A 12,111-nucleotide genomic window follows, 5' to 3' on the forward strand; every position below is an offset into this window, starting at 1 on the left:
TTAACCTTCCTTCTCGATCTTATCTAAGGCTGCACGCAGCATTGGACCGTAATCATTTTTACCTGGGCAAACGAACGTACAAAGTGCTAAATCTTCTTCGTCTAACTCTAAGCAACCTAATGCTTGAGCGCTGTCCGTATCGCCTGCACTTAAATCACGCAATAATAATGTCGGGATAATATCTAATGGCATCACACGCTCATAAGCGCCAATTGGCACCATTGCACGGTGTCCACCATTAAGTGCGGTGGTAAAATTGAATAATTTGTGTCCGAAATGACCTAACACAGTACGGGTGATAGAATATTTGTTCGCCCCTGGCATAATCCAACCTAGAAACTCTTTCTCACGACCTTCTGCAATCACAGAAACCTGTAACGCATAACGTCCTAAATAATCTACCGCACCTTCCGCTTTATGACCGCTTAACACGGAACCTGAGATAATACGGTTTTCACCTTCTTTTAACTCGCCTTTAGTTAATTGGGCTAAGTTAGCACCAAGTTGGGTGCGAATTAAACGCGGATTTTTCACCTGTGGGCCAGCCAATGAGATCACACGGTCATTATAAAGTTCACCCGTGGTAAATAAGCGACCAAATGCGATCACATCTTGATAATTCAAATACCAAACCGTTTTCGTTGCACTAACCGGATCGATAAAGTGAATATGCGTACCACTTAAGCCCGCAGGGTGTGGGCCACCAAAATCGTGTACGGCTAAATTTGGTAAATCCACCGTTGGGATATTGCTATCGCCCGCTTTACATAAATGCAATTTGCCTTCGTGTAAACGGCTTAACACGGTTAAACCATTGGTAAAATCGTCCCAATGTGCTTTTAATACCACTTCAGGATCAGCGGCTAATGGATTGGTATCCATTGCATTAACAAAAATAGAAGATGGCACAGCATCAACAGCAGGCACTTTACTGAATGGACGAGTACGAAGTGCTGTCCAAAGCCCTGACGCTTGTAGGTTTTGACGAACTTGCTCGGAAGTTAAACTTTTAAGCTCATCGGCGGAATATTTGTTAAAGGTAACCTGATCATCACCTTCGATTTGAATCACTACTGATTGCAACACACGCTTAGCACCGCGATTAATCGCAGTTACAGTACCACTTGCAGGGGCAGTGAATAATACGCCCGGGTTCTTTTTATCTTCAAAAAGCACCTGACCTTTTTTCACTACATCACCTTCACGCACCTTCATTGAAGGACGCATTCCCACATACTCTTCGCCAAGCAAGGCAACTTCAGTAACGGCATTGCCGTTATGGATTACTTGTTCTGGCTTCCCAGCGATAGGAAGATCCAAGCCTTTTTTAATCGTAATCATATTGTATGCACTACTTTTCGTTAGATTAAAAATATAGCTATCGCAAGATAAAACTCAATGCGATAACCTCGTCTTGAGTAATGATTTTTGCTTAATTATCAACGATGAATGCAAACACATCGCAACAATGTCCACTCCAACCACATAAATTTAAAACTCAAATTCTGTTTAGATTTTATACCGCTCACTAAACGCAATAAGCGATATACGTTAAAATTTTGATACAAGTCAGCTGGTTATTTTAACTAATTAATAACTTTCGTGCTACTTTGAAGGGCGGTTTTTCCAAAATTTTAAGAAAAAAGACCGCTGTTTTTGTGGAAAATCAATTTTTACTAAAGATTATGAAATTGCACTACCTTTTATTAGGTATAAATTATTGTCCAATCCCTAAACAATTTGGTGATTTGGGAAATTGCTGTTCCAATGCTTGCCATTCATCTAAGGTATAAGTATGTAACGCCAATGCGTGAATGCCATTTTTCAATTCTTCCGCCAATAATTGATACAGCATTTGATGGCGCGCAACCTTTCTCACCCCATTAAACGCATCACTCACTAACACCACTTTAAAATGTGAATCCGCCCCACGTCCAGAACTGTGCATATGGCTTTCATTTTCAATATGCAAAAAGTGCGGTGCAAATTTTTGCGAAATTTTTTGTTCTAAAACTTGTTGAACACCCATTATCCTTTCCTTCTTTTTATAAACTAACACAATAAAAATTTGCTTTTGCAAAGACTATACATTCATACTGAAGTTTGCAAGAATAGCCGTATCTTTTTTATTCGCGAGGAAATGACTATGCGTTTTGCTAAACTCTCTCTGATCACCTTATTTTCAAGTGCCGTATTATTATCCGCGTGCCAATCTCAGCCAAGTAACACAATCTCTTTTACGCCACCTAGTCCAAGCGTGCAATTCAATGCGGCAAATCAACACGCGATACTCAATATCCTCACGCGTGATGCGCGCCAACAGCCTGAAGTATCAAGCTATGTGTATGACGAAAAAATCTTTAAGCTCTTTGCCGAACCAAAACCAGCTCAGATTTTCGATCAAGTGATCAAACAAGATCTAAATGGCAAAGGATTTCGCATTGCTGCAACGCCTGCTCAATCTAACACCAATGTGATTGTGAATATCAACAAATTCTATGCCGATGTAGAACAAGGCAATTTACGCTACAAAATCACCGCGAATGTACAAATCAACGTTCAAGTGCAGGGGGCGAAAGGTCAATTCAACAAAAATATCGGCTCAACACGCAGCCAAGAGGGCGCACTGCGTGCCAATAATGCCAATATTCAAAAAGTGTTAGGACAGGCATTAAACGAAACGGTTCAGAGTATCTATAAAGATCAAGAAATCGCCAATGCGATTAATCAATATTCCAACTAATTTTCAGATAAAACAAAACCTTGCGCGCTTGCAAGGTTTTTTATTATCCGAAAAATGGCGAACGTGGACGGAGTCGAACCGCCGACCTGTCCCTTAGGAGGGGACTGCTCTATCCTGCTAAGCTACACGTTCTTTTGCATTTCAGTTTGACACAAATATGTAATGATGAAAAGCACGGGATAAAAAATAAAGTGCGGTGCGAATTTGGTTAATTTTTTAGTAAGAAAAGAAATAATGATGAGATATGAAAAAAGCCGCTAATTTTCATTAGCGGCTCTTAGGAATTTGGCTCCTCCTGCTGGACTTGAACCAGCGACATATGGATTAACAGTCCACCGTTCTACCGACTGAACTAAGGAGGAGTAGTGGTGCCTCGAGGCGGAATCGAACCACCGACACGGGGATTTTCAATCCCCTGCTCTACCAACTGAGCTATCGAGGCAACTCATCAGTGGTGCGTATTAAACGATTTTTACCGCGTTAAGTCAATCATTAATTTTAACTTTTTTACGTTTTTTTGTTTGTTTGAATATTTAACAAGCGAAACGCATAGGAATGCAGCAAAAATCGCATAAAAAATCAAAACCACTTTTAATTTTTATCGTCTAACCCGATAACTTTTTTGTGCCTTATCCACCTTAATTAAATAATTTCTCGCTTGTGAAGATGGGTGTGCCGTAGTCAAAATTCGGTACACTTGCTCAGGATATAAGCGGTTGATTTGTTCAATCGCCATATCTTTATCTTCGTGGAACACACGCAACACCGCACCTGCCCCACTGTTATACGCAGAAATCATCGCAAAACGCTTAGACGTTGGGTTAGTAATGCCATCTAAATATTTATTTTGTAATAGCCATAAATACGATGCACCTGCATCAATATTTTTTTCAGGATCAAACAAATAGCTTTTTGACGGCTGACCACCACGTCCTTTCATTTGGAACACATCTCGCCCAGCCGTATGCGGCACCACTTGCATTAAGCCAATGGCATTAGCATAGCTAATCGCATAAGGGTTGAAGCTGGATTCCGTTTGCATAATGCCTAAAATCAAACTTTCATCAAGGTTATAGCGTCTAGCTGCACGACGCACCATTGGTAGGTATTTTTGCGCACGCACGGCAACGTGATTAGCAATCATTGGGATCACCACAAACTGCACCATTCTGCCGTTACTCAAGCGGCGTGTTTGCAATTTATTTTGCACCAGATAATCGGCAAAATTGCCCGCGATAAACTCGTTGGTAATTTGCTGCCCCGCATTATCCACCACTTGCCCTACTAAGAAAGGACGAGAACTTATCGGCACATCGCCAGAGGCAAATAAATCAATGCCTTTCGCATCTGAGCCCATTAATAACGTATGCACGATAGCATTGTGCAGGCGGTTCAAATCTTGCTGTGTTTCAACCGTGATAACCCCTTCATCAAAGCTCACGTGGCTACGAGTGTAATAACTATCGGTGTATTTCACATAGTCTTTACGGCTTGCCACCAACAGCTCATTCACGCCCCAAATTTGATCGATATTATGGGAAAATTGCCCCGTCAAAATATCTAACCCCTGCGTATCTTTCGCAAAGGCTTCATCATAATTTATTCCTTTATGGCTTGAGCCACTACAAGCAAACAAAAAAGGAATAATCAAAGCAACAACATATTTCTTCATCATTCTTTTTCCGCTGGCGGAACATAGCCTTCAATATGAACATCTTTACCTTCAAATAAGAAATTCACCATTTCTTGCTCTAATAATTGGCGATGTTCGGCATTCATCATATTTAATTTTTTCTCATTAACGAGCATTGTTTGTTTTTTCATCCACTCGCCCCAAGCCTGTTTGCTGATATTATCAAAAATACGTTTGCCTAATTCGCCTGGGTAAAGTTGAAAATCTAGCCCGTCCGCCTCTTGTTTTAAATAGGCACAAAATACCGTTCTTGCCATTATTTTTTTCCTTTTGCTAACTGTAATAAAAGATTTTTGACTGGCGTTGCCAGCCCAATTTGATCAGGATTTTGCGGATCATACCAATATTTGACCGCACTTTGTATAGAAGATTCATACTTGCCGTGATTTTCACCCACCTTTTTCCAATCTGAGCGATTAGCGTCCTCGCTGTGATATTCCTGTTTCACATAAATCGGGTGAATCATTAAATGAAAATGGCTAAACGTATGGCGAAAAGCTGGCCATTCCTGATAAAAATCCACGCTTTGACGCGCCAAATAAGCCAGTAAATCCTGCTTGCTGTCAAATTGTGGAAAACAATACAAACCGCCCCACAAGCCCGCATTTTCACGCTGTTCTAATGCCACCTTGCCTTGTCGCTGCCAAATCAAGAAATAACTTTGTCGCTCGGGTAAGGTTTTCTTTGGTTTCTTCGCAGGATAATCTTGCCAATTTTGTTGCGAATTTGCACCGCACTTTGCGGATAAGGGACAAAGCGTGCATTTCGGTTTTGTGCGTGTACATACCATCGCGCCAATATCCATCATCGCTTGATTAAAATCTGCCACACGCTGTGTTGGCGTAACTTCTGCACTTAACTGCCAAAGTTGGTTTTCCACTTTTTTCTCGCCCGCCCAGCCTTCAACCGTAAAATAACGGGACAGCACACGTTTCACGTTGCCATCTAAAATAGGATAAGGGGCATTTAAGCAAGAAGACAGAATTGCCCCCGCCGTGCTTCGACCAATGCCTTTTAACGCCTGTACTTGTTCAAATTCAGTAGGGAAATTGCCCTGATACTGATCACGAATAATTTGTGCCGATTGGTGCAAATTTCTTGCCCGCGCGTAATAGCCCAAGCCCGTCCACAAATGCAGCACTTCATCAAGGGGCGCATCGGCAAGATCAATGATGGTAGAAAACCTTTGCATAAAGCGTTCAAAATAAGGAATCACCGTAGCAACTTGAGTTTGTTGCAACATTACCTCGGACAGCCAAACGCCATAAAGGGTTTTATTTTGCTGCCAAGGCAAATGTTTGCGCCCAAATTGGTCGTACCAAGCCAGAACAGATTTTGCGAAAGGCGCAGTGGCGGAAGATTGAGCTAATAGCATAAATACAATAGATAAAAGAATGAAAAAATGAAGTGTATCATAGGCAAAATTTATCTTGCAAAAGGAAATGCCATAAGGGCAAAACAAAAGTGCGGTGAAAAATGTCGAGATTTTTCACCGCACTTATTTTTAGCGCATTACAGTTTTTCCACTAACTCCACCGCTGCGCCAATATAAGTGGCTGGGGTGAGTTGTTGTAAGCGCTGTTTTTCGTGCGCTGGAATGTCTAACTTCTCGATAAACTCACGCATTGCTTGCTCATCAACGCGTTTTCCGCGTGTCAGTTCTTTCAATTTTTCGTAAGGTTTTTCAATGCCATAACGGCGCATTACGGTTTGAATTGGTTCAGCCAGCACTTCCCAGTTTTGGTTGAGTTCATCACGCAAGTGCTGTTCGTTCACTTCAAGTTTGCTAATGCCTTTTCTGGTGGCAGCATAGGCTATTAAACAATAGCCCAAGCCCACGCCCAAATTACGCAATACGGTGGAATCCGTTAAATCACGCTGCCAGCGAGAAATTGGCAATTTCGCGCCTAAATGCCCCATTACTGCGTTCGCAATGCCCAAATTCCCTTCTGAGTTTTCAAAATCAATTGGGTTCACTTTGTGTGGCATTGTTGATGAACCAATTTCCCCGGCGATGGTGCGTTGTTTGAAGTGATTTAAGGCAATATAGCCCCATAAATCGCGATCAAAATCGATAATAATGGTGTTGAAACGCGCAATGTTATCAAACAATTCGGCAATGTAATCGTGCGGCTCAATTTGTGTGGTGTAAGGATTCCATTTAATGCCGAGCGAAGTAACAAATTCTTCACTGAATTTATGCCAATCTACATCAGGATAGGCGGATAAATGGGCATTGTAGTTTCCCACTGCGCCGTTGATTTTGCCAAGAATTTCAATCTCTTGCAGTTGTTTAAACTGACGTTTTAAGCGATATACCACATTCGCCATTTCTTTCCCTACGGTGGACGGAGAAGCTGGCTGTCCGTGAGTGCGCGAAAGTAATGGGATCGCTTTGTATTCGTGGGCGAGACGCTCAATTTCAGCAATTAATTTTTGCCATTCAGGCAAAATCACTTCTTCGCGTGCCGTTTTCAACATTAAGGCGTGGGAAAGGTTGTTAATATCTTCAGAAGTACAAGCAAAATGGATAAACTCGCTCACCGCGGCTAATTCTTCAAGTGCGGTGGTTTTTTCTTTCAAAAAATATTCCACCGCTTTCACATCGTGGTTGGTGGTTTTTTCAATTTCTTTGATACGCTGCGTGTCCGCTAAACTGAAATTTGCCACAATTTCATCAAGGTAATCGTTTGCTTTTTGCGACAAAGAAGGAACTTCTTGAATTTGTGCAGTCGCCGCCAATTTTTGTAGCCAACGAACTTCGACTGTAACACGGAATTTGAGCAAGCCAAATTCGCTAAAAATAGCACGCAAAGCCGTTGTTTTGTCTTGATAACGACCATCAATCGGGGAAATCGCGGTAAGTGCGTTTAATTCCATAAGAAAGAACTCCTAAAGGGTTGAGTAAATTTGTTGTGCCGTTGTGGCGATTTTGCCACGGGAAAAAAGAAACTGATATTTTTTGCCGCCCACTTGACGCCATAGCACCGCCGAACGAATGCCTGCTAATAGACTTGCGCGAATACGGTGCTGAATGCCTTGTTGTTGCAAATAATCTGGCGCACCAAGCACCTGAATACGGCTACCGAGCGGGCTGATGACGTCCACGTAAATGCTGGCAAGATTGCTTATCATCTGCTCATCAAGTAAATCATAAAAATTGAGCTGTGAAGGCAAATAGGCGATGCGTTGCGCCAATTCCGCCTTTGCTTTTGGCGATTTACTCAGCTTGCCTTCCAACGCCAGCAAGCTTACCCAGTAGCGCGTTAGCTCTGCATCTCGGCCATTGAGCTGTTCCATCAAGGTTTGCAAGCCTAATTTTAAGTTTGCCGCATTGCCACCATAGACCGCTAAGGTATTTTTAGGCGAGGTTTGTAATAAGCTTTGTAGGCTGGCGTTGAAAGCTGCATTATCAGCACTGCCGTGATGAGCGAATTGTTTCACTAGCGCAGCCGCTTGGCATACACCAGCAAGGGCAAGGGTGATGTCGTAATAATCTGCCATTTTGCTATGAATGTTGTATGAAAATTGCTATGTGGGCGAGAATCTCTCAAAAACTGGGGCAATATAGCATTTTTCGCCTTGCTTTAAAAGGCAAACAACGAATGAAAGCAAAATGACGAATTCTTGCTAGTGTCTGTTGATAATTTATTTTGTATTTGAGCTGGCGGCTAGTTTTTGTGAGAAAAAGGTGAATGTGGTAAAGTTTAGTTATTCTAAACAAGCCACAGCCCCTGCACTGTGGCGGTTTTATTTCAATCTATTTTAATAAAAAGGAGAACCCAATGAACGCAATGAAAAAAATCGGCTTAATTTGCACCGCACTTTTCCCATTAGTAGCCCAAGCGGAAATTGTTGTGAGCCAAGCCACAATCTTCTCCACCGAAAAAGCAGGGCAACCAAGCGCCATTTTTATGCTGCTGCAAAACACCGGCAATGAAGCCGTCAATCTGCTTTTCGCCGAAAGCCAACAGCCCGCGCGCCTAGAATTACACGGAATGCACAACGGCAAAATGCACGCACTCAACGGCATTGAAATCCCCGCCAAGCAAAGCATCAGCCTAAAACGCGGTGGTTTACACATTATGGTTTTCGATCTCCCCCAACCAATCCCACAAGGCGAAACTTTCCCAATCAAGCTGTTTTTTGATGATGGGGAAGTGGTGGAAATAAATGCAGAAGCTGCAACTAAATAACCACATATTCCTTTATAAAAATGTAGTTTAATTACACTTTTTCATTAGAAAAAGTGTTTTTTCTGCTTCTTTTTTTCCTTGTAAAAAATCATAACCTACTTAAAATAGCCTATCTTGCTAGGGAGAAAATTTTAATGAAACGCACGATTTTACAAGCCTTAGAAAAATGGAAAGCGAAAACCAACAGAAAGCCTTTAATTATTCAAGGCGCTCGCCAAGTGGGCAAAACTTGGGCAATGAAATATTTTGGTAAACATTATTTTAGCAAAGTAGCTTATGTAAACTTTGATAACAATCCAAGAATGAAAACCCTGTTTTCTAGTGATTTTGATATTAACCGATTGATTTTAGGTTTAAAAATCGAGACTGGTGTTGATATTCAAGCAGAAGATACATTGCTCATTTTTGATGAAATCCAAGAAGTCCCGCAAGCGTTGGCATCGCTCAAATATTTTTATGAAAATGCACCGCACTTTTATATTATCGCGGCAGGCTCATTACTTGGCGTATCCTTGCATCATCAAGTTTCTTTCCCTGTGGGCAAAGTGGATTTTATGCCAATGTATCCTATGCACTTTAGCGAATTTTTGTTGGCATTGGGGCAAGATGATCTTGTTGCGTTACTCAAAACGCAAGATTGGGCATTAATTTCTGCAATGAAAAGTCGGTATATTGAACTATTACGACAATATTACTTTATTGGTGGAATGCCTGAAGCTGTGCAAACTTTTATTGATACACAAAATTTTGATGCTGTAAGGGAAGTGCAACGTAATTTGCTGATCGCCTATGAGCAAGATTTTTCTAAACATATTCAAGACGGCTACACGGTACAAAAAGTGCGGTCTATTTGGGCATCAATTCCAGAACAATTAGCAAAAGAAAACAAAAAGTTTTTTTATGCCAATCTACAAAAAGGGGCAAGAAGCAAAGATTACGAAATTGCGTTGCAATGGCTAAAAGATAGCGGATTAGTACATTGTGTACAGCGAATTAAAAAGCCACATTTACCGCTTTCAGCCTATCAAGATAATGCATTCAAGCTATATGGCTTAGACGTTGGCTTGCTAGCTGCGCAAAGCCATTTAGATATCAGCACCTTACTTGAAGGCAATCGCATTTTCAGTGAGTTCAAAGGAGCATTGACCGAACAATATGTATTACAGCAACTAATTGCTCAACAGGATAATCCTGTATGCTATTGGGCAACCGAGAAAGGAACGGCGGAGGTCGATTTTGTGATACAGCTGCAACAATCTATCATTCCGATTGAAGTAAAAGCAGAAGAAAATTTGAAGGCAAAAAGCCTACGAGTTTATGTAGAGCAATATAATCCTAAACAGGCTCTGCGCTTTTCTATGGCGGATTATCGCCATCAAGATTGGCTAATCAATATTCCTTTGTATGCCGTACAAGAAAGTTTAAATTTACATACGGCATAACCTTTTTATTATAAATAAAGCCGCCAAGCAATATTGGCGGCTTTAACTTACTCCCCCGATCGATTCTCTTCCCCTGGTTGCCAATCAACCTTGCCGCCTGCGAGTAGGGTGAGCATCATTGATTTGGTTTCTTGTTCGAGTTCTTTGGCGCGGGCGATCATTCGTTCGTTGCTAAATACGGAAATTTCAGGATCGTAAAGGCTTGCCATTTCAGCTAAGCCGTGGCGATCGCGGTGGTAGTAAAATTCTGCAATTTGTTTGGCTTTTTCTTTATCCATTCCAAGCTGTTCAAGCGCCAAGCGTCCGCTGCGGATCGCAGAATCGAAAGTTTCTCGCACAATATTTCTTGCCCCAGCGCGGTATAAATCATAAACGTGCAGACGATCGTAAGCACGGGTGATAATCGGTAAATTTGGGTAAAAGTGATGCGCGAAGTGGGCGATTTGTATAGCTTGCTCTTTGTCATCAAGGGCAATCACTAATAATTTGGCTTTTGCAATGCCCGCAGTTTCTAACAAGTCAGAACGTGAGCCATCGCCAAAATAGGTTTTTAAACCGAAGCGCGATAAGCCTTCCACCAAGGTGGCATCGTAGTCAATAACCGTAGGCTTGTAGCCGCAACTCATTAACATTCCGCTGATGATTTGCCCGTAACGTCCGTGGCCGATAATAAGGACGTCATTTTGATCTTCAATGGTGTCGTTTTCGCGCTGTTGTTGGTGGCTTGCACGCGGTACGATCAGTTTATCGTAAGCAATAAATAAGAAAGGCGTGAGCAACATTGAAATGGCCACGGCAAGCAAGAGTTTGTCGGTGATTTCTCTTGGTAGAATGCCATTTTGTTGGCTGAAAGAAAGTAGCACAAAACCAAATTCTCCCGCTGGTGCAAGGCTTAGGGCGAATAAATTACGGTTAAGGCGATCCAAGCGAAATATTAAACCCAGCCCCCATAAGACAATGGCTTTGATGAGAATAAATAATAGCGTGATGCCTAAAATCACCGTGAAGTCATTGAATAATAAGCTGAAATTAATGTCTGCTCCTACGGTAATGAAAAACAAACCAAGCAATAAGCCTTTGAACGGTTCAAGATTGCTCTCTAACTCGTGGCGATATTCACTATTTGCCAATACCACGCCCGCCAAGAATGTGCCTAACGCAGGCGAAAGCCCGATAGCCGACATCATCGCTGCAATGCCGATCACCAATGCTAAGGCAAATGCGGTGAAAATTTCACGGGTTCTTGATGCAGCAATATAGCGGAAAATCGGGCGCGCGAGAAAATAGCCACCAAAGATGATTGAGCCAATCACGCTAAAGGTGATCAGGGTTTTGACATAATTATTCACCCCGTCTAATAAATTATCTGAATGTTGCTCCGCGCTATGCAGACTATCAATCAATTCAGGAGAAGCAAGCATTGGCAAGAACGCTAAAATCGGAATGATGGCAATATCTTGAAACAACAGCACGGAAAAACTGCTTTGCCCCCCTGGGCTATTCAGCAAATGCTTTTCCCCTAAGGTTTGCAACACAATCGCAGTGGACGACACCGCCAACACACAGCCAATGGCAATACTCATTTCCCAGCTAAAATTAAGCAAATGGGCAACACCTGCAATCGCGCCAATGGATAGAATGACCTGCAAGCCCCCCAAGCCGAGCAACTTGGTACGTAATACCCATAGCATTTTAGGATCAAGCTCTAAACCGATTAAAAATAACATCATCACCACGCCAAATTCAGCAACGTGTTGCACGCGTTCGGTTTCCTGTCCGACTAAGCCTAAAATTGGCCCAATCGCCACCCCTGCCAACAAATAGCCTAGCACTGAGCCTAATCCCAAACGTTTGGAAACTGGCACAGCCACCACGGCGGCAAAGAGATAGATAAACGCGGAAGTCAGTAATGATGTCATAAGCAAACCTATTGTCTATGGATGGTCTTGATATTGTACTTGATCTAGCGAGAAATCCTAAACGCAAGTGCGGTGCTTTTTCCGTAAAAAATAAAGGCTGTCTTGCTGCTAGCTTTTT

The 12,111-nt window shown here is 42.1% G+C and carries 11 protein-coding genes and 3 tRNA genes; 3 read left to right on the forward strand and 11 right to left on the reverse strand.

Going from position 1 to position 12,111, the window contains the following annotated elements:
• On the reverse strand, window positions 1-1,341 hold the full coding sequence (locus ACLS0A_RS04705) for a Na(+)-translocating NADH-quinone reductase subunit A (protein ID WP_416082950.1): 1,341 nt from the start codon (window positions 1,339-1,341) through the stop codon (window positions 1-3).
• Window positions 1,342-1,717: 376 nt separating this feature from the next.
• On the reverse strand, window positions 1,718-2,029 hold the full coding sequence (locus tag ACLS0A_RS04710) for a BolA family protein (protein WP_410682925.1): 312 nt from the start codon (window positions 2,027-2,029) through the stop codon (window positions 1,718-1,720).
• Between the two features lie 111 nt (window positions 2,030-2,140).
• On the opposite strand from ACLS0A_RS04710, the gene ACLS0A_RS04715 reads away from it, so the two are divergent.
• A complete protein-coding gene (locus ACLS0A_RS04715; RefSeq protein WP_416082949.1) occupies window positions 2,141-2,743 on the forward strand; it encodes a YajG family lipoprotein in 603 nt (200 codons plus the stop codon).
• Between the two features lie 55 nt (window positions 2,744-2,798).
• Here ACLS0A_RS04715 and ACLS0A_RS04720 read toward each other — a convergent pair.
• The 8 genes from ACLS0A_RS04720 to hflD all read right to left on the reverse strand — a co-directional run bounded on the left by ACLS0A_RS04720 (window position 2,799) and on the right by hflD (window position 7,940).
• A tRNA-Arg gene (locus ACLS0A_RS04720) sits at window positions 2,799-2,875 on the reverse strand.
• Window positions 2,876-3,029: 154 nt separating this feature from the next.
• Window positions 3,030-3,105: transfer RNA gene (locus ACLS0A_RS04725), tRNA-Asn, on the reverse strand.
• A 4-nt stretch (window positions 3,106-3,109) separates the two neighbouring features.
• A tRNA-Phe gene (locus ACLS0A_RS04730) sits at window positions 3,110-3,185 on the reverse strand.
• Between the two features lie 156 nt (window positions 3,186-3,341).
• Window positions 3,342-4,415, reverse strand: coding sequence for a membrane-bound lytic murein transglycosylase MltC (mltC, locus tag ACLS0A_RS04735; RefSeq protein ID WP_103854408.1), 1,074 nt, complete (start codon window positions 4,413-4,415; stop codon window positions 3,342-3,344).
• The gene (locus ACLS0A_RS04740) at window positions 4,415-4,693 is read right to left on the reverse strand and encodes an oxidative damage protection protein (protein ID WP_126370916.1); all 279 of its coding nucleotides are present in this window, start codon (window positions 4,691-4,693) and stop codon (window positions 4,415-4,417) included. Before ACLS0A_RS04740 ends, mltC begins: the two co-directional genes overlap by 1 nt.
• Window positions 4,693-5,811 carry an A/G-specific adenine glycosylase gene (mutY, locus tag ACLS0A_RS04745; protein WP_416082948.1) on the reverse strand — a complete coding sequence of 373 codons (1,119 nt, stop codon included), beginning with the start codon at window positions 5,809-5,811 and terminating at the stop codon, window positions 4,693-4,695. The genes ACLS0A_RS04740 and mutY overlap by 1 nt, the downstream gene beginning before the upstream one ends.
• A 137-nt stretch (window positions 5,812-5,948) precedes the next feature.
• Window positions 5,949-7,316 carry an adenylosuccinate lyase gene (purB, locus tag ACLS0A_RS04750; RefSeq protein ID WP_416082947.1) on the reverse strand — a complete coding sequence of 456 codons (1,368 nt, stop codon included), beginning with the start codon at window positions 7,314-7,316 and terminating at the stop codon, window positions 5,949-5,951.
• 12 nt (window positions 7,317-7,328) lie between these two features.
• Entirely contained in the window at window positions 7,329-7,940 is a 612-nt protein-coding gene (hflD, locus tag ACLS0A_RS04755; protein WP_416082946.1) for a high frequency lysogenization protein HflD, read from the reverse strand.
• Window positions 7,941-8,221: 281 nt separating this feature from the next.
• Here hflD and ACLS0A_RS04760 point away from each other — a divergent pair, with 281 nt between their 5' ends.
• A complete protein-coding gene (locus ACLS0A_RS04760) occupies window positions 8,222-8,632 on the forward strand; it encodes a copper chaperone PCu(A)C (protein WP_416082945.1) in 411 nt (136 codons plus the stop codon).
• Window positions 8,633-8,766: 134 nt separating this feature from the next.
• Window positions 8,767-10,074, forward strand: coding sequence for an ATP-binding protein (locus ACLS0A_RS04765; protein ID WP_416082944.1), 1,308 nt, complete (start codon window positions 8,767-8,769; stop codon window positions 10,072-10,074).
• 47 nt (window positions 10,075-10,121) lie between these two features.
• Here the strand turns inward: ACLS0A_RS04765 and ACLS0A_RS04770 are convergent, their stop codons facing one another.
• Window positions 10,122-11,993 (reverse strand): monovalent cation:proton antiporter-2 (CPA2) family protein, encoded by a 1,872-nt coding sequence (locus tag ACLS0A_RS04770; RefSeq protein ID WP_423105264.1) that lies wholly within the window; start codon window positions 11,991-11,993, stop codon window positions 10,122-10,124.
• Between the last annotated feature and the right edge of the window lie 118 nt (window positions 11,994-12,111).

Origin of the sequence: Avibacterium volantium (assembly GCF_049366555.1) — a bacterium.
In the GTDB taxonomy this organism is placed as follows: domain Bacteria; phylum Pseudomonadota; class Gammaproteobacteria; order Enterobacterales; family Pasteurellaceae; genus Avibacterium; species Avibacterium volantium_A.

What these genes read in the sequence shown, in the direction of transcription:
- ACLS0A_RS04705 (WP_416082950.1), bottom strand. Translation starts at nt 1,341, where the DNA reads ATGATTACGATTAAAAAAGGCTTGGATCTTCCTATCGCTGGGAAGCCA.
- ACLS0A_RS04710 (WP_410682925.1), bottom strand. Translation starts at nt 2,029, where the DNA reads ATGGGTGTTCAACAAGTTTTAGAACAAAAAATTTCGCAAAAATTTGCA.
- ACLS0A_RS04715 (WP_416082949.1), top strand. Translation starts at nt 2,141, where the DNA reads ATGACTATGCGTTTTGCTAAACTCTCTCTGATCACCTTATTTTCAAGT.
- mltC (WP_103854408.1), bottom strand. Translation starts at nt 4,415, where the DNA reads ATGAAGAAATATGTTGTTGCTTTGATTATTCCTTTTTTGTTTGCTTGT.
- ACLS0A_RS04740 (WP_126370916.1), bottom strand. Translation starts at nt 4,693, where the DNA reads ATGGCAAGAACGGTATTTTGTGCCTATTTAAAACAAGAGGCGGACGGG.
- mutY (WP_416082948.1), bottom strand. Translation starts at nt 5,811, where the DNA reads ATGCTATTAGCTCAATCTTCCGCCACTGCGCCTTTCGCAAAATCTGTT.
- purB (WP_416082947.1), bottom strand. Translation starts at nt 7,316, where the DNA reads ATGGAATTAAACGCACTTACCGCGATTTCCCCGATTGATGGTCGTTAT.
- hflD (WP_416082946.1), bottom strand. Translation starts at nt 7,940, where the DNA reads ATGGCAGATTATTACGACATCACCCTTGCCCTTGCTGGTGTATGCCAA.
- ACLS0A_RS04760 (WP_416082945.1), top strand. Translation starts at nt 8,222, where the DNA reads ATGAACGCAATGAAAAAAATCGGCTTAATTTGCACCGCACTTTTCCCA.
- ACLS0A_RS04765 (WP_416082944.1), top strand. Translation starts at nt 8,767, where the DNA reads ATGAAACGCACGATTTTACAAGCCTTAGAAAAATGGAAAGCGAAAACC.
- ACLS0A_RS04770 (WP_423105264.1), bottom strand. Translation starts at nt 11,993, where the DNA reads ATGACATCATTACTGACTTCCGCGTTTATCTATCTCTTTGCCGCCGTG.